Here is a 24,493-nt window from a genome sequence, read left to right as displayed (position 1 = left end):
AAGATGCTCGTCCGCCTCCTGCGCACGCACCTGCGCCCCTACGCCCGTCCGTTGACGCTGGTCGTGCTGTTGCAGCTCGTCGGCACGATGGCCTCGCTCTACCTGCCCAGCCTCAACGCCGACATCATCGACAAGGGCATCGCGCTGGGCGACACCGGCTACATCGTCCGCACCGGCGGCTGGATGCTGCTGGTCACGCTCGTGCAGATCACCTGCTCCATCGCCGCCGTCTGGTACGGCTCGCGCACCGCCATGGGCTTCGGCCGCGACGTGCGCACCGCCGTCTTCCACCGCGTCGGCGAGTTCTCCGCCCGCGAGGTCAACCGTTTCGGCGCGCCCTCGCTGATCACCCGCAACACGAACGACGTGCAGCAGGTCCAGATGCTGGTCCTGATGTCCTGCACCATGATGATCGCGGCCCCGATCATGTGCGTCGGCGGTGTGATCATGGCGCTCAACGAGGACATCGGGCTGTCCTGGCTCATGGCCGTGTGCGTGCCGGTGCTGGTCGTCGCCATCGGGCTCGTCATCGTCCGGATGGTCCCGAAGTTCCGGCTGATGCAGACCCGCATCGACACCGTCAACCGCGTGCTGCGCGAGCAGATCACGGGTATCCGGGTCGTGCGCGCGTTCGTCCGCGAGCCGGTCGAGACCGAGCGGTTCCGGCGCGCCAACGCCGACGTCACCGACGTCGCGATCGCCGCGGGGCGGCTGCAGGCGTTGATCTTCCCGATCGTGATGCTCGTGCTGAACCTGTCGAGCGTCGCCGTGCTGTGGTTCGGCGCCGGGCGCATCGACACCGGCGAGATGCAGATCGGCGCGCTGACCGCCTTCCTGGCCTACCTGCTGCAGATCCTCATGGCCGTCATGATGGCGACGTTCATGGCGATCATGATCCCGCGCGCGTCGGTCTGCGCGGAACGGATCACCGAGGTGCTCGACACCGAGTCGTCGGTCGCGCCGCCGGCCGCGCCGGTCACGCCCGCCGGCCGGGAGGGCGTGCTCGAGTTCGACCACGCGACGTTCGCCTACCCCGGCGCCGCGGCGCCCGTCCTGCGCGACATCACCTTCACCGCGCTCCCCGGCCGCACCACCGCGATCATCGGCAGCACCGGCGCCGGGAAGACGACGCTGATCTCGATGGTCCCGCGGCTGTTCGACGCGACCGGTGGCGCCGTGCGTGTCGACGGCGTGGACGTCCGCGAGCTCGAACCCGAGGACCTGTGGGGCCGCATCGGGATCGTCCCGCAACGGCCGTACCTGTTCACCGGCACCGTGGCGAGCAACCTGCGCTACGGCAACCCCGCCGCGACCGACGACGAGCTGTGGGAGGCGCTGCGGATCGCGCAGGCCGCGGACTTCGTGTCCGCCATGCCCGAGGGGCTCGACTCCCCCATCTCGCAGGGCGGCACCAACGTCTCCGGTGGCCAGCGGCAACGCCTCGCCATCGCGCGGGCACTGATCCGCAGACCGGAGATATACCTCTTCGACGACTCCTTCTCCGCGCTCGACCTCACCACCGACGCCAGGCTGCGCGCGGCGTTGCGCCCGGTCACGGCCGACGCGACCGTCGTCATCGTCGCCCAGCGGGTGTCGACCATCGCCGACGCCGACCAGATCCTCGTGCTGGACGACGGGATCGTCGTCGGGAGCGGGACACACGACGAGCTGCTGCAGACGTGCCCGACGTTCGTCGAGATCGTCGAGTCGCAGCTGTCCGCGGAGGCGGCCGCATGACCACCACGACACCCGCCCCCGGCGGCAAGCCGAAGCAGGACGCGGAGACCGGCAAGGCCGCCCGCGGCATGGCCAACGCCCGGCGCGGCGGTGGCCCGCCGTGGATGGGCGCCGGCATGCCGGCGGAGAAGGCGTCGAACTTCGGGCCGTCGGCCCGCCGGCTCGCCGGGCTGCTCACCCCGCACAAGTTCGGCGTCGCCGTCGTCGTCGCGCTGGGCGTGATCAGTGTGGCGCTCAACGTCATCGGCCCGAGAATCCTGGGCCACGCCACCGACCTGATCTTCGCCGGGGTCATCGGCCGGCAGCTCCCGGCCGGCATGACCACCGCCGAGGCCGCGGCCGCCGCCCGGGCCCAGGGCAACGGCACCGTCGCCAACGTGATCGAGGCCCAGCAGGTGGTGCCCGGGGCCGGCATCGACTTCCACGCCCTCGGCCTCGTGCTGCTCGGCGTCGTTGTGATCTACCTGGGCGCGTCGGTGTTCGGCTACGTCCAGGGCTACGTGCTCAACGGCATCGTCCAGCGCACCGTGTTCGTGCTGCGGCGCGAGGTCGAGGACAAGCTCAACCGGCTGCCGCTGAGCTACTTCGACCGCCAGCAGCGCGGCGAGGTGCTCTCCCGCGTCACCAACGACATCGACAACATCTCGCAGAGCCTGCAGCAGACCATGAGCCAGCTGATGATCTCGCTGCTCTCCGTCGTGGGTGTGCTGATCATGATGTTCCTGGTGTCCCCGCTGCTCTCGGTGATCGCGCTGATCACGATCCCGGTGTCGTTATGGCTCACCAAGACGATCGCCAAGCGCTCGCAGAAGCAGTTCGTCGCCCAGTGGCGCCACACCGGCGCGCTCAACGGCCAGATCGAGGAGGCCTTCACCGGCCAGGAGCTGGTGCGCGTCTTCGGCCGCCGTCGCGAGGTCGAGGCGTCGTTCGCGGCGAAGAACGAGGAGCTCTACCAGGCGAGCTTCCGGGCGCAGTTCATGTCGGGGATCATCATGCCGTCGATGATGTTCATCGGGAACCTCAACTACGTGCTGGTGGCCGTCATCGGCGGGCTGCGCGTGGCGTCGGGCGCGATGACCCTCGGCGACGTGCAGGCGTTCATCCAGTACTCGCGCCAGTTCACCCAGCCGCTCACGCAGATCGCCTCGATGGCGAACCTGCTGCAGTCGGGGGTGGCGTCGGCGGAGCGGGTGTTCGAGCTGCTCGACGCCGACGAGCAGTCGCCGGACCCCGTGCAGCCGTTGCGCCGCAAGGAGCGTCGCGGCCGGGTGGCGTTCGAGGACGTGTCGTTCCGCTACGTCGAGGACTCGCCGCTGATCGAGGACCTGTCGCTGGTCGCCGAGCCCGGGCAGACCGTCGCGATCGTCGGCCCCACCGGCGCGGGCAAGACGACGCTGGTCAACCTGGTGCTGCGGTTCTACGAGCTCGACAGCGGCCGGATCACCCTCGACGGCGTCGACATCGCGAAGATGGCGCGCGCGGACCTGCGCTCCGGGATCGGAATGGTGCTGCAGGACACGTGGCTGTTCAACGGCACGATCCGCGACAACATCGCCTACGGCCGGCCCGGCGCCACCGAGGAGGAGATCCTCGCGGCGGCCACCGCGACCTACGTCGACCGGTTCGTGCGCAGCCTGCCCGACGGCTACGACACCGTCATCGACGAGGAGGGCAGCAACATCAGCGCGGGCGAGAAGCAGCTCGTGACGATCGCGCGGGCCTTCCTCGCCGACCCCTCCCTGCTGATCCTCGACGAGGCGACCAGCTCCGTCGACACCCGAACCGAGGTGCTGGTGCAGCGGGCCATGGCCGCCCTGCGCAGCGACCGGACCAGCTTCGTCATCGCCCACCGGCTCTCGACGATCCGCGACGCCGACCTGATCCTGGTCATGGAGGCGGGACGCATCGTCGAGCAGGGCACGCACGACGAGCTGCTCGCCGCCCAGGGCGCGTACTACCGCCTCTACAACGCCCAGTTCCTGGCAGGCGTCGACAGCCCGTGAGCGGGGGGCCGGTCCGCTGGGGCCGGCCCGCTGGGGCCGGCCCGTATTGCAGGAACGGCACTTTCCCGCAACTGGGTTGCGGGAAAGTGCCGTTCCTGCACGCTGGCCGGGCCACGCTGGCCGGGCCGCGCTTCACTGGTTCGCGTCCCCTTCGCGGCGCAGGATCTGGGCGACGACGCGCATCAGCATCACCGACGTCACGACGAGGCCGATGTAGCCGATCGCCGTCAGCGCGCCGGTGGCGTTGCCCGCCGGCGCGAGCGTGACGCCCACGAGCATCAACGCCGAGGCCAGCAGCCCGACCGAGGCGACAAGCGCGAACGTCACCCGGTCGACCCACCGCGCGGCGGTCCGGCTGCCCGGACCGGAGAACACGTCGACCTGCAGGCGCGCCTGGCCCGACCGAAGCTGCAGCCCGAGATCCTCCACGAGGCCGGGCAGCGCCCGCAGCGACGGCAGGTTGCGCACCACCTCCTTGCGCACGATGTCCTGCGTGCCCTCCGGACTCAGGTCCAGCGTCGACCCGAGCTTCGACGCGGCGGCGGTCGCGAGGTCGACCTGCGGGTCCACGACCCGCAGCGTGCCCTCCAGGGTGACGAGCGCCCGGCCGAGCAGGGTCAGCGTCGGCGGCACCGGGATGCCGTGGTGCTGCATGATCGAGATGACGTCCTGCATGCTGCGCGGGTCGAACCCACCCGCGTGCATCTGGGCCGACAGCACCCGGCTGATCTCGGCCTCCAACGCCTGCGGACGGATCGCGTCGCCCGCCGCTCCCGCCAGCGGCCGCAGCGCGCGGACGATCAGCCCGGGCTGCCCGGTGGCCATCCCGGCGGCCATCAGCTGCAGGGCCTCCATCGTGACCGGGTCGATGATCCCGACGGCGCCGAAGTCGATGAGCCACAACGTTCCCGCACGGTCGATCAGCACGTTGCCCGGGTGCGGGTCGGCGTGGAACACCCCCGCGGCCATGACCTGGGTGAGGAACGTGCCCAGCAGCCGCTCGGCGAGCTCGGCGCGCGGGACGCCCGTCGCGTCGACGGCGGCGGCGTCGGACACCGGTCGGCCGTCGACACGCTGCAGCACGAGCACGGCGTCGGTGCTGATGTCGGTCACGACGTGCGGCACCTGCACCCCGGGTTCGCTCGTCGCGGTGGCGAGGGCACGGGCGCTGGCGGCCTCGGCGAGGTAGCTGAGCTCCCCGTCGACCGAGCGGATCAGCTCGTCGGCGAGCGGGGCCAGGCCGAGCGACCGCACCGCCGCCGAGCGCCGGGACGCCGTCCGGCTGGCCCACCGCAGGACCGCGGAGTCACGCGCGACGCCGACCTCGATCCCGGGCCGCCGCACCTTCACGACGACGGGCTCGCCGTCGCGCAGCCGGGCCAGGTAGGTCTGCCCGATCGACGCCGCCGCCAGCGGCTCGTCGTCGAACTCGGCGAAGACCTCGGCCACCGGCGCCCCCAGCTCCTCCTCGACGCGCTCCTTGATCAGCGGGGTCGGCACCGCCTTGACGTTGGCCTGCAGGTCGGCCAGCGCGTCGACGACCGGCGGCGGCAGCAGATCCGAGCGGGTCGAGGCGATCTGCCCGAACTTGACGAACATGCCCCCGCAGTCCTCGAGGAAGCGCCGGATCCGCAGGCCCCCCTCGGGGCTCGACAACGCAGCCCGCGACGCGAGCCGTGGCCCCGCGAGGCCGTTCCTGCGGGCGATGCGCACGACCTCCCACAGCCGGCCGCCGACGGTGAGGAACGTCCTGACCCTGGTCCGCAGCGAGCCGCGACGCGCGGTGCGCCGCGGCCGCAGCACGGCCTCGAGCGCGACGCTGATGATCAGCGTCGCGAGGACGGCGAACCCGAACGCGACGAGCAGGACGTCGGACGCGGTGGACGTCGGGTCGTTGCCGACGAGCGTCGCCGCGACGGCGAGCCCGACCAACGTCCCGAGGACCCCCGCCGCGGCCGCCCGCCAGAACCCGCGTCGCACCCCGAGGATGCGGCCCGCGACCAGGCTCACGAGGATCACGACCACGACGAGCAGAACCGTGTCCCAGAACGACAGGTCCAGGGTGAGCGTCATCGCGACAGCATCCTCCCGAAGCGGATCTCGGGGAACCCGTCGATCAGGCCCGCAGCGCCTCCAGCCGGCGCTGGATCTCGTCGAGGATCGGGGCGGCCGTCGCGAAGTTCAGGCGGAGCCGTCCCGACGACCCGGTGCCGAAGCCCGGCCCGCCCTCGAGCCGGACGCCGGCGTCGCGACGCGCGTCGGCGACCGGGTCGGGGCCCGTGAGGCCGAGGAGCGCCGCGTCGAACCAGTACAGGTAGGTCGCCTCCGGAACCGGGTCGTCGCCACCCAGCCCCGCGAGCCACGTGGCGACCCGGTCGCGGTTGCGGCGCAGCACGACCCGCAGCCGGCGCTGCCAGTCGTCGCCGTGCGCCCAGGCCGCGAGCGTCGCGGCCACCGACAACGACGAGACCTCCCCGAACAGCGACGACGGGTGCGCGTCGCGCACGCCGCGCAGCGTCGGCGGACCCCAGTGCCCCACGGCGCAGTGCAGCCCGGCCAGGTTGAACGCCTTGCTCGCCGACGTCAGCGTCACCGTCCGGGCGGCCGCGTCGGCCCCCAGCGAGGCGAACGGGACGTGCTCGTACGGGTCGTGGACCAGTTCCGCGTGGATCTCGTCGGAGACCACCAGCAGGTCGTGCCTGCGCGCGATCGCCGCGATCTCGGTCAGCTCGTCGCAGGTCAGGACGCGACCCGTCGGGTTGTGCGGGTTGACGAGCACGAGGACGCGGCAGGAGCGGGCGATCTCGTCGAGCGCCGGGAGGTTGGGGTCCCAGCCGTGCTCGGTGAGCCGGAACGGGACGTCGAACCGTTTGCGCGCCATGGCCTCGATCGTCGCGAGGAAGGGCGGGTAGCCCGGGGTGTGCACGGCGACGCCGTCGCCGGGCGACGACCCCAGGTGCAGCACGAGCTGCAGGCCCTGGATCAGGTCGGTGTGCTCGCGGACCTCGTCGGCGGGGAACGTCCAGCCGAACCGGTCGGCCATCCGGTCCGCGAACGCCGCCCGGAGCGGCGTCCCGGTCGTGAGCCACTCCGGATAGCCCAGATCCCCGGCACGCACGACATCGACGATCGCGTCGGTGACCTCGGCGGGCGGCGCGAAGTCCATGTCCGCCACCCACGCCGCGACGACACCCGCGCCGGCCGCGCGCCACTTGATCCCCGGCCTGCGCGCGACGTCGGCGAGATCGAGGTCGTCGAAGAGCGGGTCCGACGTCACAGCAGCGACCAGGCCTCGGTCAGGACGCCGCGCAGGATCTGCTCGATCTCGTCGAACTCGGCCTGGCCGCAGATCAGCGGCGGGGCGAGCTGGACGACGGCCTCGCCACGGTCGTCGGGGCGGCAGTACAGGCCCGCCTCGAACAGCGCCGACGGCAGGAAACCGCGGACCAGCCGCTCGCGCTGGTCGGCGTCGAGCACGGCCTTCGTGGCGGAGTCGGTGACCAGCTCGACCGCCCAGAAGTACCCGTCGCCGCGGACGTCGCCGACGATCGGCAGGTCGCGCAGCCGGTCGAGCGTCGCGCGGAAGCCGTCCTCGTTGTCGAGGACGCGCTGGTAGAGGCCCTCGCGCTCCATGATGTCGAGGTTCGCGAGGCCGACGGCGGCCGACACCGGGTGCCCGCCGAACGTGTACCCGTGCGGGAACGCCACCTTGTCGGCGAGGAACGGCTCGATGACGCGCTCGCTCGCGATCATGGCGCCGAGCGGGCTGTAGCCCGAGGTCAGGCCCTTCGCGCAGGTGATGATGTCGGGCTGCAGGCCGAACTTCGCCGACGCGAACGCCGCACCGTGCCGGCCGAAGCCGGTGATCACCTCGTCGGCGACGAGCAGGACGTCGTGCCGGTCGCAGATCTCGCGTACCCGGGCGAAGTACGACCTCGGCGCGGTGAAGCAGCCGCCGGAGTTCTGCACGGGCTCGATGACGACCGCCGCGACCGTCGCCGGGCCCTCGAAGAGGATCGCCTCCTCGATGCGGTCGGCGGCCCAGCGCCCGAACGCCTCGGCGTCGTCCGCGTGCTGCGTCGCGCGGTAGATGTTCGTGTTGGCCGCCCGGAACCCGCCGGGGGTGAGCGGCTCGAAGTCCTGCTTCATCGCCGGGACGCCGGTGATCGACAACGCCCCCTGCGTCGTACCGTGGTAGGCCGTCATCCGGCTGATGACCTTGTGCTTCGTCGGCTTCCCGAGCAGCTTGAAGTACTGCTTGGCGACCTTCCACGCGCTCTCGACGGCCTCCCCGCCACCACTGGTGAAGAAGACCCGGTCGAGATCGCCGGGCGCGAGGTCGGCGACGCGCTCGGCCAGCTGGATCGCCGGCGGGTGCGCGTAGCCCCACACCGGGAAGTACGCGAGCGTCTCGGCCTGCCGCGCCGCGGCCTCGGCGAGCTCCCGACGGCCGTGTCCGACCTGGACGACGAACAGCCCCGAGAGCCCGTCGAGGATGCGGCGACCCCGGTCGTCGTAGATGTACGCGCCTTCGCCGCGGGTGATCACCGGTGCCGGCTTCTCGGCATACCGGCCCATTCGCGCGAAGTGCATCCAGAGGTGGTCGGCGGCGTTCCGGCCGGCGGTGACGGCGTCCGGTGCGGGCTTCTCGGCGAGAGTCAACGTTGTCCCTTGGGTCGGTGCGGCCGGTCCGGTCCAGGATGACCGCCCGCCGGCGGAACGCAAACCCTCCGGTGGAGGAGGCCGCAGGACGACCGCGACCCCCGTCTCGGTCGAGACGGGGGTCGCGGGCTCAGGCGAGCAGATCAGACGATGTTGATCGGGAACTTGCTCGCGGGCTTCGTGATGTGCCCGAGGATCCCGTCGAGCAGCTTGTCGAGGTCGACGTGCTGGCGCGCGGGCGAGTTGGTCCCGCCGTTGCCGCCACGCGGGTTCCCGTGGTGCTGACCGCCCTGCGGCTTGCCGTGGTGCGGACCGGCCTGCGGCTTGCCGTGCTGCGGACCGGCCTGCGGCTTCCCGTGCTGCGGACCGGCGTGGTGGTGGTGACCGGCGTGCTGGTGGTGGTGACCGTGCTGGTGCCCGGCGTGCTGGTGCCCGCCGCGGGGGTCGGCGTGGCCGCCACGCGGGTCCCAGCTACCGCCGTGGTTGTGCCCGCCGCGCGGGTCGGCGTGGTTGTGACCGGCGTGCTGGTGCTGGTGACCGCGGTGGTGCCCGGCGTGCTGGTGCCCACGAGGGTCACCGTGACCGCGCGGGTCGCCGTGGTGGTGAGCGTGATGCCTCTGGCCGCCGTGCTGGTGACCGCCCTGCTGGTGACCGCCGCGGGGGTCGCCGTGACCGCCGCGCGGCCCACCCTGCTGACCGCCGCCCTGATGACCGCCGCCCTGCTGGCCGCCGCCCTGCTGGCCGCCGCCTTGCTGGCCGCCGCCACCCTGCTGACCGCCGCCGCCTTGCTGGCCACCGCCCTGATGACCGCCGTGGCCGTGTCCGCCGCGCGGCCCACCCTGGCCGCCGCCCTGCTGGCCGCCGCCCTGCTGACCACCACCACCTTGCTGGCCGCCGCCGCCCTGCTGGCCGCCGCCCTGACCGCCGCCACCTTGCTGACCACCACCCTGCTGGCCGCCGCCCTGACCGCCACCACCTTGCTGGCCGCCGCCCTGATGACCGCCGCCCTGCTGGCCGCCGCCCTGCTGGCCGCCACCCTGGCCACCACCGCCCTGCTGGCCGCCACCCTGCTGACCGCCAACGTGCTGACCGCCACCGCCCTGCTGACCGCCGCCACCCTGCTGGCCGCCACCCTGGCCGCCACCCTGCTGGCCGCCACCACCTTGCTGGCCGCCGCCGCCCTGCTGACCGCCACCGCCATGCTGGCCGCCACCCTGGCCGCCACCCTGGTGGCCGCCACCACCTTGCTGGCCGCCACCACCTTGCTGGCCGCCGCCACCCTGCTGACCGCCACCGCCCTGCTGGCCGCCACCCTGGCCGCCACCCTGCTGGCCGCCACCACCTTGCTGGCCGCCACCACCTTGCTGACCGCCACCCTGGCCGCCACCGTGCTGGCCGCCGCCGTGCTGGCCGCCACCGCCATGCTGGCCGCCACCGCCCTGCTGGCCGCCGCCACCTTGCTGGCCGCCGCCTTGCTGGCCGCCGCCACCCTGCTGGCCGCTGCCACCCTGGCCGCCACCCTGCTGACCGCCGCCGCCCTGCTGACCGCCACCGCCCTGCTGACCGCCACCGCCCTGCTGGCCGCCACCCTGGCCGCCACCCTGCTGGCCGCCACCCTGCTGACCGCCACCGCCCTGCTGACCGCCACCGCCCTGCTGGCCGCCGCCCTGCTGGCCGCCACCGCCCTGCTGGCCGCCACCGCCCTGCTGGCCGCCACCGCCTTGCTGGCCGCCGCCTTGCTGGCCGCCGCCCTGCTGGCCGCCACCCTGCTGACCGCCACCGCCTTGCTGGCCGCCGCCACCCTGGCCGCCGCCTTGCTGGCCGCCGCCCTGCTGACCGCCGCCCTGCTGACCGGATTGGCTACCGCCGCCCTGGCCGCCACCCCCACCCGGTCCGGCGGCCTGGGCGACCGCGCCGCCCATCAACAAGAGGCTGCTCGAGAGAGCCGCCACGTAGGCACTGCGACGAAGGTTCTTGTGCACCGAGTGGTCCTTCCGGATGAGACGCCCGGTCGGGGCCGGGGTCGTCGTTGTTTTCGGAGAAGTCGAGGGGAGTGCGTCACTCCGATTGCCACTCGGTCGTTCCCTGAAAAACTCCTGTTACGACGCCGTGAAAAGTTGCGCCGTACGGCGGTCGAAGTTCGTCGGATATCGACGCAACCTCTCCCACCGCCACGCGTCACACCGCCGACAGGGCTCTGGCCTGCACATTGACGTCTCACGTCGCATCGATCAGCCGAGCAGAAGAAGTCATTGCACCGAAAAGCGCAATATCTTCGGCGCCTTGTGGTCGGCCACCCGGCAGGTCTTTGGACCCAATTCGCCGCCCTTGCCCGCCAGCTCGCCCACGACAGGGCGACGGCGCCGCACGAGGATGACGCCCCGTGGCGTGGTGTAGATCGTGCGCGGCGGTCAGCTTGGTGGTGATGATGCCGCGACGAGCTCGGCCCGCGCTACCTCTTGCTTCGCGTCGCTGGCGCGGAGGGCGGCCATGGAGCCTTCGGAGAGGTAGCGGCGATCCGAGACCTGCCACTCGTCGTGGGCCTCGACCAGGACCGCGCCGGCCAGGCGCAGCAGCGCGGCCGGGTTGGGGAACACCCCGACCACGTCGGTGCGGCGTTTGATCTCTTTGTTCAGCCGCTCCAGCGGATTCGTCGACCAGATCTTCTTCCAGTGGCTGACCGGGAACGCGGCGAAGGCCAACAGCTCCGGCTCGGCCTCGCGCAGCATCGCCTCCACCACCGGAAACTGCTGCCCGAGCATGGCCGCGACGACCTCGAAGTGCTCGCGGACGTGTTCGGCGTCGGGCTGGGCGAAGATCGTGCGCACCGCCGCGGCGACCATCTCCGCGCTCCCTTTCGGGACGCGGGCCAGCACGTTGCGCAGCAAATGCACCCGACACCGCTGCACCGAGGAACCGGCGAACACAGCCTGGACGGCGTGCCGCAGCCCGAGGTGGGCATCGGCGATGACCAGCTGCACCCCACCGAGCCCGCGCGCCTTCAACGAGCGCAGGAACTGCGTCCAGAACGCGCCGTCCTCGGAGTCGCCCACGGCGAACCCGAGGACTTCGCGGCGCCCGTCCGCGGCCACCCCGGTGCCCACGACCACGGCCTGGGACACCACCCGGCGGTTCACGCGCGCCTTGCAGTAGGTGGCGTCGAGGAACACGTAGGGGAAGGCCTGGTCGGCCAGGGAGCGGTCGCGGAACGCTCCGACTTCGTCGTCGAGGTCGGCGCAGATCCGCGACACCTCGGACTTGGAGATCCCAGTGTCCGCGCCCAGGGCCCGGACCAGGTCGTCGACCTTGCGGGTGGACACGCCATGCAGGTAGGCCTCCATGACCACCGCGAACAGGGCCTGGTCGATGCGGCGGCGCCGCTCCAACAGCGACGGGAAGAACGAGCCGGTGCGCAGTTTCGGGATCCGCAGCTCCAGGTCCCCGACCGTGCTGGTCAAGATGCGCGGACGGTGCCCGTTGCGCTGGGCGGTGCGCGCGTCGCTGCGTTCGTGCGGGGCGGCGCCGATCACCGAGGTCAGCTCGGCCTCGATCAACGCCTGATAGATGGTTTCCGCCGCCGTGCGGACGCGGTCTTCGACATGGGCGGCCTTGAGTGTCTCCAGCACCTCGAGCAGGGCAGACTGGTCCAGGGTCATCGTGCGTCGTGTCCTTCCGCGAGCACCTTTGAGCCGGTCTCGCTGACCGTCGCACGATGGCCCCCCACAACGCGGTCACCCACGCCGTCATCAGGACCGACGTCCTACACCACGCCCTGGGACACAACTCGCACGCGCGAGCGGGCCTGGTAGGAACGGACATCTCCGACACGGGAGGTCCCCGATGGTCCGCGGCCCCGCAGAGACGCGTGACGGCGTCGAGCTGACCAACCTCGACCAGCCGCTGTTCGACGGCGCCGGGGCCACGAAACGCGACCTCGTCGACCACCTCTACGCCGTCGCGGACCGCATCCTCCCCGAGCTGCGCGACCGCCCGCTCTCGGTGATCCGCGCCCGCCCGGGGTCGCCGCCGTTCATGCAGAAGAACCTGCCGAAGTACGCGCCCGAGTGGATGCGGTCGACGACGGTGTGGGCGCAGACGTCGCAACGCCAGGTCTCCTACGCCCTCGTCGACGACCGGCGCGGCCTGCTGTGGTTCGCCAACCAGCGCGCGATCGAGTACCACCCGACGCTGATGCGTGTGGGCGACCGGCACGCCCGGCAGCTGGTGCTCGACCTCGACCCGCCGGAGGGTGACGACTTCGCCGCGGTCGTGCGGGCGGCGCGGCTCGTCGAACAGGCGCTGGCCGAGTCGAACCTGTCGGCGGCGGTGAAGACGAGCGGCGCGAAGGGGCTGCACATCGTCGTCCCGCTGGCCGGCGACCCGGAGTTCGACGACACCGCTGCCGCCACCCGCGCGCTGGCGGCCCGGGCCGAGGCGGTCGACCCGTCGGTCGCGACGACGGCGTTCATCAAGGACGACCGGGACGGCAAGGTGTTCCTGGACCCGACGCGCGTCGGCGGGGCGACGATCGTCGCCGCCTACAGCCCGCGCGCCCGGCCGGGGCTGCCGGTGTCGTTCCCGGTGGCGTGGTCCGACCTCGGGGACGTGCACCCGGGTGACTTCACCGTCGCGACGGTCGCGGACCTGTTGGGCGACGCCGACCCGTGGCGTGATGCGATGCCGGAGCCGCAGCCGTTGCCCGACGATCTCGTCGAGCTCGGGCGCACCATCCCGGTGCCCCGGGTCCAGGCGATGCACGAGGGCAAGCGGCGCAAGCGCGCACGTGAGCAGGCCGCGAAGAACGAGGAGACCGGATGACCCGCACGACCGTCGTGTTCGACTTCGGGGGCGTGATCACCACGTCCCCGTTCGACGCCTTCAACCGCATGGAGGCCGAACGCGGACTGCCGCGCGATCTCGTCCGCCGGATCAACACCGTCAACCCCGACACGAACGCCTGGGCGCAGTTCGAGCGCGCCGAGATCGACGAGGCGCGGTTCGACACGCTGTTCGCCGAGGAGGCCCGGGCGCTCGGCTACGACCTCCCCGGCCGCGACGTGCTCGCCCTGCTCTCCGGCGACCTGCGCCCGGCGCTCGTCGAGGCGCTCGACCGCCTGCGCGCCATGGGCTACCGCCTCGGCTGCATCACCAACAACGTCCCGGCCGGGCACGGCGCGCAGATGTCGCCGACCGCCCGGAAGGCCGAGGCGATCGCTGCGGTGATGGCGCGGTTCGACCACGTCGTCGAGAGCAGCAAGGTGGGTGTCCGCAAGCCCGACCCCCGCGTCTACACGATGGCCTGCGACGCGCTGGGGGTCCGCCCCGAGGAGTGCGTCTACCTCGACGACCTCGGCATCAACTGCAAGCCGGCCGCGGCGCTGGGGATGCTCGCGATCAAGGTGACCAGCGCGGAGCAGGCGTTGGCCGACCTGGAGCAGGCGCTCGGGCTCGGCGCCGGCGCGCTCACCACACCGTCTCGAGCAGCCGGGTGATGGTCGCCTCGTCGACGGGCCGGGGCGACTCGCGCACCACCAGGTCGCCCATGGACGTCTTCGCGACGACCTGGATCTTCTCGCGCGGGATGCCGTAGTCGGAGACGCGACGCGGCACGCCGAGGTCGTCGAGCAACCGGTCCAGCGCGTCGGCGGCCGCCTCGCCGGGTGCGGCGACGCCGGCCTCGACGAGCGTGGTCGCCATGCGTGCCTGTGCCTCCTGCGTCACCGGCTCCAGGAACCGCATGACGTGCGGCAGCATGATGCACGACGTCACGCCGTGCGGGATGCCGAGCGCGCCCAGCTGGTGGCCGATGGCGTGCGAGAGCCCGAGCGAGACGTTGTGCACGCCGATGATCGACATCCAGGCCGCGATCTGGCAGTTCAGGGCGGCCTCGTGGTCGTGGGGGTCCGCGACCGAGCGCGGCAGGTTCGCGGCGAGCAGGCGCAGCGCACCCGTCGTGAGGGCCGAGGTGAACGGATGCGCGTTGTTCGCGTAGGAGATCTCGACGGCGTGGTCGAGCGCGCGCACGCCGGTCTGTGCCCACAGGTCGCGCGGCGTGTGCGCGGCGAACTCGGGATCGAGGAACACGACCTGCGGCGTGAGCTCGAGGTACGAGGTGAGGTCCTTGGTGTCGCGCTCGTGGTCGACCGAGCCGCAGAAGCCGTCCCACTCGGCGGCCGAGAGCGTCGTCGGGACGGCGAACGTCGGGAGTGGGGTGGCCTCGAGCGGTCGGATCCGCACGGTGTCGGGGTACTCGAAGACGAGCGCGTACTCCGCGAGCCCCTCGACGGTCGTGATCCCGTGCGCCACACCGAGTGCGGCGAGCTTCGCGGCGTCGACCGGTGAACCGCCGCCGACGGCGATCAGCACGTCGGCACCCGACTCGCGGGCCTGCACCACCAGCTCGGCGACCCGGTCGACGGGGTTGTGCGCGAGCACCCGGTCGTAGACGCCGACGGCCGAGTCGCCCAGCTCGTCGACGAGGTCGCGGAAGTGGGCGCTCGAGCCGACGGTCCGGCCCGTGACCAGGTAGGCGCGGGAGAGGCCGCGGCGCCGCAGCTCGTCGCCGATCGCGTGGACGGCACCGGCCCCCTGCACCACGCGGTCGGTACGCGGCATGTCGAACACGATCGGCTCGGCCATCAACGGTTCCTCCTCGAACCTCGACGTCCCGACGATTCTGGCCCGACACGGCGACACCCACTCGGGAGACGGGCGTCACACCCGCAGGGTGCGCCGGGTGGGCATAGCGTGGTCGGACGTGCCCCTTCCCACCCGAACCCTCGGTTCCCTGACCGTCAGCGCGCTCGGCCTCGGCTGCATGGGCATGAGCCAGGCCTACGGCCCCGCCGACCGCGACGCGTCGCTCGCCACCCTCAACCGCGCCATCGACATCGGCGTGACGTTCCTAGACACCGCCGACGTCTACGGCAGCGGGCACAACGAGGAGCTGCTCGCCGAGGTCCTGCGCACCCGTCGCGACGAGGTCGTGCTCGCGACGAAGTTCGGCATCGTCGTCGGCTCCGACGGCCGGCCCGGCGGGCTCGACGGCCGCCCCGAGCGAGCCCGCGAGGCCTGCGAGGCGTCGTTGCGCCGGCTCGGCGTCGACCATGTCGATCTCTACTACCTGCACCGCCCGGACCCGACGGTGCCGATCGAGGACTCCGTCGGAGCGATGGCCGAGCTGGTGCAGGCCGGGCTCGTCCGACACCTGGGGTTGTCGGAGGCCACCGCGCCGACCCTGCGCCGGGCGGTCACCGAGCACCCGATCGCCGCGTTGCAGTCGGAGTGGTCGCTGTTCACCCGCGAGCTCGAGGACGACGTCGTCCCGACGGCCCGTGAGCTCGGCATCGGCCTCGTCCCGTTCAGCCCGCTGGGCCGCGCGATCCTGACCGGCCGCGTGTCGGGGGATACGCCGTTGGGCGACAAGGACATGCGCGCCACCATGCCGCGCTTCCAGGGCGAGAACCTCGCCCGCAACCTCACCGCGGTCGAGACCGTCGCCGAGGTCGCGCGGGAGCACGGGGTCACCCCTGGGCAGGTGGCGCTCGCGTGGCTGCTCGCGAAGGGCGACGACGTCGTCCCCATCCCCGGCACCAAGCGCATCGAGTACCTCGAGGAGAACGCCGCGGCACTCGACGTCACCCTCACCGACGCCGACGTCGCCCGGTTGGACGCGCTGCGCCCGGCGGGCGAGCGCTACCCCGACATGAGCCGCGTCGGCCACGAGACCCCGGAGCGTGCGGCATGACCGACGTCGTCCCCACCGAGTTCGCCGACCTGCTGGAGCGACCGCTCCTCGGGCATCTCGCGACCGCCCGGCGCGACGGCGCGCCGCAGGTCAACCCCATGTGGTTCCTCTGGGACGGCACCCATCTGCTGTTCACCCACACCAGCAGGCGGGCGAAGTTCCGCAACGTGGCCGCGGAACCGCGGGTCGCGATGTCGGTCGTGGACCCGGACAACCCGTCGCGGTACCTGGAGGTGCGGGGAACGGTGGAGCGCGTCGACGAGGACCCGACCGGCGCGTTCTACGTGACCCTCGCGCAGCGGTACTCGCGTCCACCCAGGCCGCCCGCCGATGCGGCCGACCGCGTCGTGCTCGTCGTCCGCCCCGAGTCCGTCAGTTTCCAGCGGCCGCGCTGACCGCAGCGTCACGGCACCGCAGCGTCACGGCCGGGTGCAACGGAACCGGGCCGGCGGGGTTCTGCACGGCACCCGACCGGACGGAGGCACACCCGTGCAGCTCGACTGGCCCGCGATCGCCCACGCCCTCGACGAGGAGGGCGTCGCGACGACCGGCCCGTTGCTGACCCCGAAGGAGTGCGCGGACATCGTCGCGATGTTCGACGACGACGCGCGCTTCCGCAGCACCGTCGTCATGGCCCGGCACGCCTTCGGCGAGGGCAGCTACCGCTACTTCGCCGATCCGCTCCCGCCGCTGGTGCAGACGCTGCGGAAGGAGCTCTACCCGCCGCTGGCCGCGATCGCGAACCGGTGGGCGCCCCTGCTGGGCGAGCAGACCTTTCCCGAGGACCTCGACGGTCTGCTCGCCCGGTGCGCCGCGGCGGGTCAGGACCGGCCGACGCCACTGCTGCTGCGCTACGGCCCCGGGGGCTACAACTGCCTGCACCAGGACGTCTACGGCGACGTGACCTTCCCGCTGCAGTTCCTGATCATGCTGGGCCGCCCGGACGAGGACTTCACGGGCGGCGAGAGCGTGTTCGTCGAGCAGCGGCCCCGCCAGCAGTCCCGCGCGACGGTGCTGCGCCCCGGCCAGGGCGAGGCGGTGATCTTCCCGGTCCGGCACCGGCCGCGGCGGGGCAGCCGGGGGTTCCACAAGGTGCAGCTGCGGCACGGGGTCAGCGCCGTGCACAGCGGCGACCGGCACGTACTGGGGATCGTCTTCCACAACGCCCGCTGACCCCGCGGGCTCACGGCTGCTCGTCGGCCTCCTCGACGGCCTGGCTCGCGGTGCGGATGCACTCGTCGCAGATGGCGGCGTCGACGCCGACGACCAGGCGGTGCACCTCGTCGGCGCCCCTGCCGCAGAACGAGCAGCGCGGGTCCGGCGCGGTCATGGCATCAGCTCCTCCGGAAGGTGGCGGACCCGCTCGTCGGCGGGGTGGAGCGCGAGTATCGCCTCTTCGCCCGCCGCGACGTAGGCCCGGTACCACGCGCCGTCGTCCAGTGGATGCGGAGCACCTGCGTCGGGTCGACCTGATCGACCGTGACGACGTCGCTGAGCTGCATCCTCGTGCCGTTCCTGTGCCACCGTGGGGCCGCCGCCTGATGGTCGAGATGAGGGGAGCCCTCTTGCAACCGCTCACCGACGTCGTCGTCGTCGACTTCACCCGCTACCTGTCGGGGCCGTACTGCACGATGATCCTTGCCGACTACGGCGCCGACGTCGTCAAGATCGAGCGGCCCGGCACCGGCGACGAGTCCCGGCACATGGCGCCGTTCGTCAACGGCGAGAGCTACCCGTCGGCGATGCCCAACCGCAACAAGCGCTCACTGGCGCTCGACCTGTCCCGCGAGGAGGGCCGGGCCGTCGCCCGCGACCTCGTCGCGAGGGCGGACGTCGTCGTCGAGAACTTCCGGCCCGGCGTGATGGCCAGGCTGGGTCTCGACTACGCGGCGGCCAGGGCGCTCAATCCCGACGTCGTCTACTGCTCCGTGACGGGGTTCGGGCAGACCGGCCCGGAGAGCCACCGCGCCGGGTTCGACATCATCGCCCAGGGCATGACGGGTTTCCTGCGCATGACCGGCGAGCCGGGCGGGGAGCCGGCCAAGTTCGGCGTCGCCGTCAACGACCTCGTCGCCGGGATGACGGCGGCGACCGCCGTGCTCGCGGCGTACATCCGACGACTCCGCGAGGGCGGCGGGCAGTACATCGACGTCGCGCTCGTCGACGCGGGCCTCGCGCTCACGGTCTGGGAGGCCGGGGCGTGGTGGGGCAACGGCGAGGAGCCGCGCCCCGAGGGCAGCCGGCACCGGCTCAACGCGCCCTACCAGGCGTTCCGCACCCAGGACGGGTACGTCACCGTCGGGGCGAACAACGACCGGCTCTGGCAGCGCCTCTGCGACGACGTACTCGAACGGCCCGACCTGCGCGACCGCCCGGAGTACAAGGACGTGCGCGACCGGCCGCGACATGTCGACCAGCTGACCGCGGAGCTGCAGGAGATCCTCTCGACGCGGCCGACCGCGCACTGGGTCGGCGCGCTCGACCGGGCCGGGGTGCCGGGCGGGCCCGTCCTCACCTACAGCGAGGCCCTGGCGCAGGCCCAGGTCGCCGCACGGGAGATGGTCCTCGACGTGACGCACCCCGTGATCGGGCCCATGCACGCGCTGGGGGTGCCCGCGAAGATGTCGGAGACGCCCGCGTCGGTGCGGACCCCCGCGCCACTGCTCGGCCAGCACTCCCGCGAGGTGCTTCGGGGACTGGGCCGTACGGACGCGGAGATCGACGCCCTCGTCGCCGACGGGGTCGTCGAGGAGAAGACGGAGGTTCGGAACTGATGGCAGGACTTCGCCTCGACCGGCACGGCGACGTCGCCGAGCTCGTGATCGACCGGCCCGAGAAGCGCAACGCCATGTCCCACGAGATGTGGTCGTCGATCCCGGCGCTGGCCGCAGAGGCGGACGCCGACGAGTCGGTGAAGGTGCTCGTGCTGCGCGGCGCCGGGCCGCACTTCTGTGCGGGCGCCGACATCGGCGAGTTCCGCACTCGCCGCGCCACTGCCGAGAGTGCCCGCGACTACGGGGAACGGGTCGAGGCGGCGGCACACGCGTTGTCGGGCATGGCGAAGCCGTCGATCGCGATGGTGCAGGGGTTCTGCATCGGCGGCGGCTGCGAGCTGGCGCTGGCCTGCGACATGCGCTTCGCCGACTCGTCCGCGGAGTTCGCGATCACCCCGGCCAAGCTGGGCATCGTCTACGGGTTCGACTCGACCCGTCGCCTCGTCGCGACGACGGGCCCCGCCTTCGCCAAGTACCTGCTGTTCTCCGGCGAGCGGGTCGACGCCGCGCACGCCCTGCGGGTCGGCCTGATCGACCGGCTCGTCGAGCCCGCCGACCTGCAGAAGACCACGGCCGACTTCGCGACGACGATCGCCGGCCGGTCGCAGGTCTCGGTCCGCGGGGCGAAGCTGCTGATCGAGAAGATCGTCGCGGGCGAGGACGTGCCCGACGAGGAGGCGTCGTCGTTGCCGCTGCGCGCCGTCGAGAGCGACGACTACCGCGAAGGGGTCGACGCGTTCCTGGCCAAGCGACCGCCCGTGTTCCGGATGCGCTGACGTGCTGACCATCGACATCGCGTCCGCCGACCGGGAGGCCACGCACCGACTCCTGGTGGGCAGCCGGTGCAGGCCGGTGCGCTGCTCGTCACGTTCCTGCGCCGCGGGGGTGCCGACGTCGAGCTGCTCGAGGACATCCTGACCTCGGACGGACGTCCGGGCGAGGGGCCCGGCTCGACGACCGGCGACAGCCGCGCGATCTCCCGGTTCGTGGCGCGCACCGGTGGCGGCCTGCATCATGTCGCCGTGCGCGTGGACGACATCGAAGCCGGGCTCGACGGGTTGCGGAAGGTGGGGGTCGGGCTGCTCGACGACCACGGCTGCCCGGGCTCGCGGCGCTCCAGGATCGCTTTCGCCGACCGGCGGACGACCGGTGGTCTGGTCCTGCACCTGGTGCAGCGGTGACCGCGCTGCTCGGCCCGGACCGTGGCGACGACCGGCCCGCCGTCACCGTGGGGGACCGGGCGCTGCGCCGGTCCGAGCTCTGGGCCGCGGCCACCGCCGTCGCGGCACGCATCGCGGGCGCCCCGGCCGTCGCGGTGCACGGCGACGCGAGCCTGGAGACGGTCGTGTCGGTCGTCGGCGGGCTGCTCGCGGGTGTGCCCGTCGTGCCCGTGCCGTCCGATGCCGGGACGTTCGAGCGCGCCCACGTGCTCGCCGACTCCGGCGCCGCGCTCTGGCTGGGCCCGCCGACCGAAGGCGTCTCCCTGGAACGCGTGGCGGTCGATGCGACCGCCCGCGGAGGCGCCCTGCCCGCCGAGCCGGACCCGGACGCAACAGCCCTGATCATGTACACCTCCGGGACGACGGGGAAGCCCAAGGGCGTGATCATGTCCCGGCGGGCCATCGCCGCCGACCTCGACGCGCTCGCCGACGCGTGGGCCTGGACGGCCGACGACACCCTCGTCCACGGCCTCCCGCTCTTCCACGTGCACGGCCTGGTGCTCGGCACGCTCGGCGCGCTGCGCCACGGCTCCCCGCTCGTGCACACCGTGCGCCCCAGGCCCGAGGCCTACGCCGCCGCGGGCGGCACCCTCTACTTCGGCGTCCCGACGGTCTGGTCGCGCGTCGCCGCCGATCCCGCCGCCGCGCGGGCGCTGTCCGGCGCGCGCCTGCTGGTGTCCGGTAGCGCGGGCCTGCCCGACCGGGTCGCCGAGACCCTCACCGCGCTCAGCGGCTGCTCCCCCGTGGAACGCTACGGGATGACGGAGACGCTGATCACCGTCGCCGCGCGGGCCGACGCCCCGGTCCGCACCGGATGGGTCGGCACCCCCGTCGCCGGCGTCGAGTCACGGCTGCGCACCGAGCACGGCGACCCCGTCCCGCACGACGGCGCGACCGTCGGCGACCTGCAGGTCCGCGGCGCCACGATGTTCGACGGCTACCTCGGCCTGCCCGAGGCCACCGCCGCGTCGTGGACCGACGACGGGTGGTTCCGCACGGGCGACGCCGCCGTCGTGGCCGAGGACGGGCGGCACCGCATCGTCGGGCGCATCTCGGTGGACCTGATCAAGACCGGCGGCTACCGCGTGGGCGCGGGCGAGATCGAGGCGGCGCTGCTCGACCATCCGTCGGTGCGGGAGGCCGCAGTCGTCGGCGAGCCCGACGACGACCTCGGCCAGCGGATCGTCGCCTACGTCGTCGGTGACGACGTCCGCCCCGACGAGCTCATCGCCCACGTCGCGGGCGGGCTGTCGACGCACAAGCGCCCGCGCGAGGTGCGGGTGCTCGAGTCGCTGCCGCGCAACGCGATGGGCAAGGTGCAGAAGACACAGCTCGGCAAGGGGTAGGAACTGCCCATGCGTTCTGCCCCCGTCGACGGTGCCGCGCTCGAGTACGACCGGACCGGCTCCGGTGCCCCGGTCGTCCTGCTGCACGGCTGGCCCGGCGACCGGACCGACCATGCCGAGGTGGCGGCACTGCTCGCGGGCGACGCCGACGTCGTCGTGCCCGACCTGCGCGGGTTCGGCGGATCCGACCGCGACCCGGGGGGCGACCACGCGCTGGCCGCCCAGGTCCGCAGCGTCGTCGGGCTGCTCGACGAGCTGGGGTTCCCCGACGCCGTCGTCGCCGGGTACGACATCGGGAGCCGGGTGGCCCAGCAGCTCGCGGCCGAGCACCCGGACCGGGTGCGCGCTGTCGTCGTCACCCCGCCGCTGCCCGGCGCGGGACGTCGGGTGCTGGAACCGCAGGCGCAGCGCGAGTTCTGGTATCAGGCCTTCCACCAGCTCGAACTGGCGGAACGGCTCGTCGACGGCAGGCCCGACGCCGTGCGCGACTATCTCGCGCACTTCTGGAACCACTGGAGCGGACCGGGGTTCACCCCGTCCGACGCCCGGCTCGACCACCTGACCGCCCGCTACGCGGCGCCGGGCAGGTTCACCGCGTCGGTGGGCTGGTACCGCGGCGGATCGGGCACGGTCGCGCGGGCGCTCGTCGAGCAGCCGCCCGAGGCCCCGCTCCCGACGCCCGCGATCGTCCTGTGGCCCGAGTTCGACCCGCTGTTCCCCCGGGAGTGGTCCGACCGGGTCGGCGAGTGGTTCGGCGCCGCCGACGTGCGGCCCGTCGACGGCGTCGGCCACTTCGTGCCGGTCGAGGCACCCGAGCTGTTCGCCGCCGCAGTGCGGGAGGCCGTGGCGGGCGGCTAGGGCCGCAACCGATCGCCCGTCGTGGTGTTCTGCAGGACATGACACCCGACGAGACCGCGGACCGGCTGCGCCGCGCGCTGGCCCGCGACCTCGACGCCGGGTTCGCCGAGGTGGTGCGCGTGCACGGCGACGTCGTGCACTCGGTCGCCCGGGCACTCACCGCCCGGGCCGCCGACGCCGAGGACCTGGCGGCCGAGTCGCTGCTGCGCGCCTACCGCGCCCTGCGCGGCTACGACGCCGGCCGGGTCGCGGCGCTGGCCGTACGTCCCTGGCTGCTGACGATCGTCCGCAACGCCGCCCGCAACTCCGCTCGTGACGCATCCCGGCGACCCGCCCCGCCACCCGCGTTCGACCCGGTCGAGCCGGCCTCGGAGATCGCCGGGCCGGCCCAGGAGGCCCTGCGTGCCGACGACCGTCGGCAACTCACCGCGGCGCTCGCCGCGCTGCCCGAACCCCAGCGGTCCGCCGTCGTGCTGCGCCACGTCGTCGGGCTGCCGACCGCCGAGGTGGCCCAGGTACTGGGCTGCGCGGGCGGAACCGCCAAGTCACATGTGTCCCGAGGACTACGACGACTCCGGACGCTGCTCACCGAACCGGCCGATACCGGTGCGGCACAGCGGGTGTCCGTGTCGGGAAGGAGCGCACCATGAACGACTCCCTGCTGTCGGCGCTGGCGGGCCTCGCCGCGCCCGCGCCCGCGACCCTGCCCGGCCGGGTGTTCACCGGCTGGACGAGCGCCCCGAGCCGGCTCGGCGACGTGTTCGTCGCCGTCACCGCGCACGGGGTGCAGTTCGTCCGGCCCGCCGGGTCGGCCGACGAGTTCGCCGCCGCCTACCGCGACCGCTTCGACCGGCCCCTGCGCCGGCTCGACCGGCTCCCGGCCGGCGTCGGCCCGGCCCTGCGCGGCCGCGCGGGACGACCCCCGCTCGACCTGCACGCGTTGTCGGACTTCGAACGCGACGTCCTGGCCGCGACGGCCCGGATCCCGGCGGGCCAGACCCGGCCCTACGGCTGGGTCGCGCGGGAGGCGGGCCGACCCCGGGCGGTGCGGGCCGTCGGCACGGTGCTGGCCCGCAACCCGGTGCCGCTGCTGGTGCCGTGCCACCGGGTCGTGCGTGCCGACGGCGCCGCCGGCGACTACATGTTCGGCCCCGCGCGCAAGGACGCCCTGCTGCGCGACGAGGGGGCGAACCTCGACGAGGTCGCCGCCCTCGCCCGTGGCGGGGTGCACTACCTGGCGAGCGACACCACCGGGATCGTCTGCTTCCCGACCTGCCGCGACGCCCGCCGGATCACCCCGGCGCACCGGCACGGCTTCCCGACGGTGGCCGCCGCCGTCGCCGCGGGCTACCGGCCGTGCCGGACGTGCCGCCCCGCGGCCTGACTCCCGTTACCGAGGGTCAACCCCTGATCGGCCGTCCCAGCGGTCGTGCCGAACCGCCGAGGTCGCCGTCCATCCCGTCGAAGTACAGGTAGACGCCGACGAGGCAGAACGCGAACACCGCGACGCCACCCCAGGTGAGGAGGGTGGTTGAGCCCGCGAGCACGCCGCCGAGGACGAGCGCCACCGCCGCGTCGACGAGCACGAACAGCAGGGTGAACGCCAGCGGCAACCGCAGCGTCGCGAGCGTGAGCGTCAGGAAGACGACCAACCATGAGATGAGGAAGGTCGCCTGGATGGACTGGACCTGCGACGCCGCCGCCGTCGCGTCGGACGAGACCCCGAACAGGCCGTTGACCAGCCCGAAAACGAGGACTCCGAAGCTCATCCAGAACGCCCCGAAGATCGCGAAGATGCTCGCGACGGCGCTCTGCCCGAGGCGGGCGGCCCAGAGCGCGCCCACCCAGACACCGATGCCGTTGACGAAGAACACCGCGGAGATCAGACCGCCCGGCAGATCGCGGGGCAGGAATCCGACCAACCACAGTCCGAGCGAGATGCCGCCGACCAGGAAGGTCGGCAGTGCGATGAGCGCCGGGTTGCCCGCAGGCGGCGCCGGTGCGGCGGGCGCCGGTGCGGTGGCCGGTGGCGCGTCCGGGTCGAGAGACATGGGGGACTCCTCGTCGAGTCTGTGGAGCGGGGACGGAGGCCGGGCAGCCGGTGCACCACCGGAGGCCGGACAACCGGAGGGCGGGGCCACTGGTG

General features: G+C 72.9%; 22 protein-coding genes. 15 read left to right on the top strand and 7 right to left on the bottom strand.

Features of this window, described 5'->3' with window-relative positions; all coding sequences use genetic code 11:
• Positions 1-3: 3 nt before the first annotated feature.
• Together PSED_RS01610 and PSED_RS01605 are read left to right on the top strand one after the other, a co-directional pair.
• The gene (locus PSED_RS01610) at positions 4-1,737 is read left to right on the top strand and encodes an ABC transporter ATP-binding protein (RefSeq protein ID WP_013672524.1); all 1,734 of its coding nucleotides are present in this window, start codon (positions 4-6) and stop codon (positions 1,735-1,737) included.
• Complete coding sequence (locus PSED_RS01605; protein WP_013672523.1) at positions 1,734-3,740, top strand: ABC transporter ATP-binding protein; 2,007 nt, start codon at positions 1,734-1,736, stop codon at positions 3,738-3,740. The genes PSED_RS01610 and PSED_RS01605 overlap by 4 nt, the downstream gene beginning before the upstream one ends.
• A gap of 132 nt (positions 3,741-3,872) precedes the next feature.
• Here PSED_RS01605 and PSED_RS01600 read toward each other — a convergent pair whose 3' ends face one another.
• The 3 genes from PSED_RS01600 to PSED_RS01590 are packed head-to-tail and all read right to left on the bottom strand — an operon-like array spanning position 3,873 to position 8,402.
• Positions 3,873-5,813, bottom strand: coding sequence for an ABC1 kinase family protein (locus tag PSED_RS01600; RefSeq protein ID WP_013672522.1), 1,941 nt, complete (start codon positions 5,811-5,813; stop codon positions 3,873-3,875).
• A 43-nt stretch (positions 5,814-5,856) separates the two neighbouring features.
• A complete protein-coding gene (locus PSED_RS01595) occupies positions 5,857-7,017 on the bottom strand; it encodes a MalY/PatB family protein (protein ID WP_013672521.1) in 1,161 nt (386 codons plus the stop codon).
• Entirely contained in the window at positions 7,014-8,402 is a 1,389-nt protein-coding gene (locus PSED_RS01590) for an aspartate aminotransferase family protein (RefSeq protein WP_013672520.1), read from the bottom strand. Before PSED_RS01590 ends, PSED_RS01595 begins: the two co-directional genes overlap by 4 nt.
• Positions 8,403-8,587: 185 nt before the next feature.
• Between PSED_RS01590 and PSED_RS01585 the strand changes: the two genes are divergently transcribed.
• A complete protein-coding gene (locus PSED_RS01585) occupies positions 8,588-10,615 on the top strand; it encodes a hypothetical protein (protein WP_049803275.1) in 2,028 nt (675 codons plus the stop codon).
• A 198-nt stretch (positions 10,616-10,813) separates the two neighbouring features.
• On the opposite strand, the gene PSED_RS01580 is transcribed toward PSED_RS01585, so the two are convergent.
• Entirely contained in the window at positions 10,814-12,058 is a 1,245-nt protein-coding gene (locus tag PSED_RS01580) for an IS256 family transposase (RefSeq protein ID WP_013672518.1), read from the bottom strand.
• A gap of 184 nt (positions 12,059-12,242) precedes the next feature.
• On the opposite strand from PSED_RS01580, the gene PSED_RS01575 reads away from it, so the two are divergent.
• Together PSED_RS01575 and PSED_RS01570 are read left to right on the top strand one after the other, a co-directional pair.
• The gene (locus tag PSED_RS01575) at positions 12,243-13,220 is read left to right on the top strand and encodes a DNA polymerase domain-containing protein (protein ID WP_013672517.1); all 978 of its coding nucleotides are present in this window, start codon (positions 12,243-12,245) and stop codon (positions 13,218-13,220) included.
• Positions 13,217-13,894 carry an HAD-IA family hydrolase gene (locus tag PSED_RS01570; protein WP_013672516.1) on the top strand — a complete coding sequence of 226 codons (678 nt, stop codon included), beginning with the start codon at positions 13,217-13,219 and terminating at the stop codon, positions 13,892-13,894. Before PSED_RS01575 ends, PSED_RS01570 begins: the two co-directional genes overlap by 4 nt.
• On the opposite strand, the gene PSED_RS01565 is transcribed toward PSED_RS01570, so the two are convergent.
• On the bottom strand, positions 13,866-15,041 hold the full coding sequence (locus PSED_RS01565; RefSeq protein ID WP_013672515.1) for an iron-containing alcohol dehydrogenase: 1,176 nt from the start codon (positions 15,039-15,041) through the stop codon (positions 13,866-13,868). The genes PSED_RS01570 and PSED_RS01565 overlap by 29 nt on opposite strands.
• Before the next feature lie 118 nt (positions 15,042-15,159).
• Here PSED_RS01565 and PSED_RS01560 point away from each other — a divergent pair, with 118 nt between their 5' ends.
• From PSED_RS01560 to PSED_RS01550, 3 genes are all read left to right on the top strand, one after another.
• Positions 15,160-16,149: an aldo/keto reductase gene (locus PSED_RS01560; RefSeq protein ID WP_041760296.1), complete on the top strand. Its 990-nt coding sequence runs from the start codon at positions 15,160-15,162 to the stop codon at positions 16,147-16,149.
• Positions 16,146-16,544 (top strand): PPOX class F420-dependent oxidoreductase, encoded by a 399-nt coding sequence (locus PSED_RS01555; RefSeq protein WP_013672513.1) that lies wholly within the window; start codon positions 16,146-16,148, stop codon positions 16,542-16,544. The genes PSED_RS01560 and PSED_RS01555 overlap by 4 nt, the downstream gene beginning before the upstream one ends.
• A 94-nt stretch (positions 16,545-16,638) precedes the next feature.
• Complete coding sequence (locus PSED_RS01550) at positions 16,639-17,322, top strand: 2OG-Fe(II) oxygenase (RefSeq protein ID WP_013672512.1); 684 nt, start codon at positions 16,639-16,641, stop codon at positions 17,320-17,322.
• A 10-nt stretch (positions 17,323-17,332) separates the two neighbouring features.
• Here the strand turns inward: PSED_RS01550 and PSED_RS01545 are convergent, their stop codons facing one another.
• On the bottom strand, positions 17,333-17,479 hold the full coding sequence (locus tag PSED_RS01545) for a ClpX C4-type zinc finger protein (protein WP_013672511.1): 147 nt from the start codon (positions 17,477-17,479) through the stop codon (positions 17,333-17,335).
• Positions 17,480-17,699: 220 nt separating this feature from the next.
• Between PSED_RS01545 and PSED_RS01540 the strand changes: the two genes are divergently transcribed.
• The 7 genes from PSED_RS01540 to PSED_RS01510 all read left to right on the top strand — a co-directional run bounded on the left by PSED_RS01540 (position 17,700) and on the right by PSED_RS01510 (position 23,731).
• Positions 17,700-18,923, top strand: coding sequence for a CaiB/BaiF CoA transferase family protein (locus PSED_RS01540; protein WP_202946341.1), 1,224 nt, complete (start codon positions 17,700-17,702; stop codon positions 18,921-18,923).
• Positions 18,923-19,699, top strand: a complete 777-nt coding sequence (locus PSED_RS01535) for an enoyl-CoA hydratase-related protein (protein ID WP_013672509.1) — start codon at positions 18,923-18,925, stop codon at positions 19,697-19,699. The genes PSED_RS01540 and PSED_RS01535 overlap by 1 nt, the downstream gene beginning before the upstream one ends.
• A 66-nt stretch (positions 19,700-19,765) precedes the next feature.
• Positions 19,766-20,104: a VOC family protein gene (locus PSED_RS01530; protein WP_049803274.1), complete on the top strand. Its 339-nt coding sequence runs from the start codon at positions 19,766-19,768 to the stop codon at positions 20,102-20,104.
• Positions 20,101-21,489 (top strand): acyl-CoA synthetase, encoded by a 1,389-nt coding sequence (locus tag PSED_RS01525; RefSeq protein WP_013672508.1) that lies wholly within the window; start codon positions 20,101-20,103, stop codon positions 21,487-21,489. The genes PSED_RS01530 and PSED_RS01525 overlap by 4 nt, the downstream gene beginning before the upstream one ends.
• A 9-nt stretch (positions 21,490-21,498) precedes the next feature.
• Complete coding sequence (locus tag PSED_RS01520; RefSeq protein WP_013672507.1) at positions 21,499-22,347, top strand: alpha/beta fold hydrolase; 849 nt, start codon at positions 21,499-21,501, stop codon at positions 22,345-22,347.
• A 38-nt stretch (positions 22,348-22,385) separates the two neighbouring features.
• Positions 22,386-22,997, top strand: a complete 612-nt coding sequence (locus PSED_RS01515) for an RNA polymerase sigma factor (protein ID WP_013672506.1) — start codon at positions 22,386-22,388, stop codon at positions 22,995-22,997.
• Positions 22,994-23,731 (top strand): methylated-DNA--[protein]-cysteine S-methyltransferase, encoded by a 738-nt coding sequence (locus tag PSED_RS01510; protein ID WP_013672505.1) that lies wholly within the window; start codon positions 22,994-22,996, stop codon positions 23,729-23,731. Before PSED_RS01515 ends, PSED_RS01510 begins: the two co-directional genes overlap by 4 nt.
• A gap of 16 nt (positions 23,732-23,747) precedes the next feature.
• Here the strand turns inward: PSED_RS01510 and PSED_RS01505 are convergent, their stop codons facing one another.
• On the bottom strand, positions 23,748-24,398 hold the full coding sequence (locus tag PSED_RS01505; RefSeq protein ID WP_013672504.1) for a GPR1/FUN34/YaaH family transporter: 651 nt from the start codon (positions 24,396-24,398) through the stop codon (positions 23,748-23,750).
• Positions 24,399-24,493 lie beyond the last annotated feature (95 nt).

Source organism: Pseudonocardia benzenivorans CB1190, from assembly GCF_000196675.2.
Lineage (GTDB): Bacteria > Actinomycetota > Actinomycetes > Mycobacteriales > Pseudonocardiaceae > Pseudonocardia > Pseudonocardia benzenivorans.
Note: the sequence above shows the minus strand (reverse complement) of the source record. Positions and strands in the feature narration are given on the sequence as shown.